Annotated in this window: 1 protein-coding gene; it reads left to right on the top strand. The window is 54.6% G+C overall.

Annotated elements, in window-relative coordinates; all coding sequences use genetic code 11:
• Positions 1-135: ATP-dependent Clp protease adaptor ClpS (locus EOD29_RS34835; protein WP_206520624.1), on the top strand; the 135-nt coding region annotated here is incomplete at its 5' end.
• Positions 136-238: the final 103 nt, after the last annotated feature.

Here is a 238-nt window from a genome sequence, read left to right as displayed (position 1 = left end):
CTTCATGTCCATAACCACGGCGTTGGCGAATGCGGAATATTCACATACGAGGTAGCGGAAACGAAGGTCAGCCAGGTGATGGACTTCGCCCGGCAGCACCAGCATCCGCTGCAATGCGTCATGGAAAAGAAGTGAGGATCTGAACGTGCCAACATTTTCGCCTAGTTTAGAGAAGGCGCTCCATCAGGCACTGACCTTTGCCAACGAGCGTCGCATATTCGTGGTGCCGCTCGTTGGC

Source organism: Mesorhizobium sp. M1A.T.Ca.IN.004.03.1.1 (genome assembly GCF_003997555.1).
Taxonomy (GTDB): domain Bacteria; phylum Pseudomonadota; class Alphaproteobacteria; order Rhizobiales; family Rhizobiaceae; genus Mesorhizobium.
The sequence above is the reverse complement of the archived record's forward strand: the minus strand, read 5'-3'. Positions and strand labels throughout refer to the sequence as shown.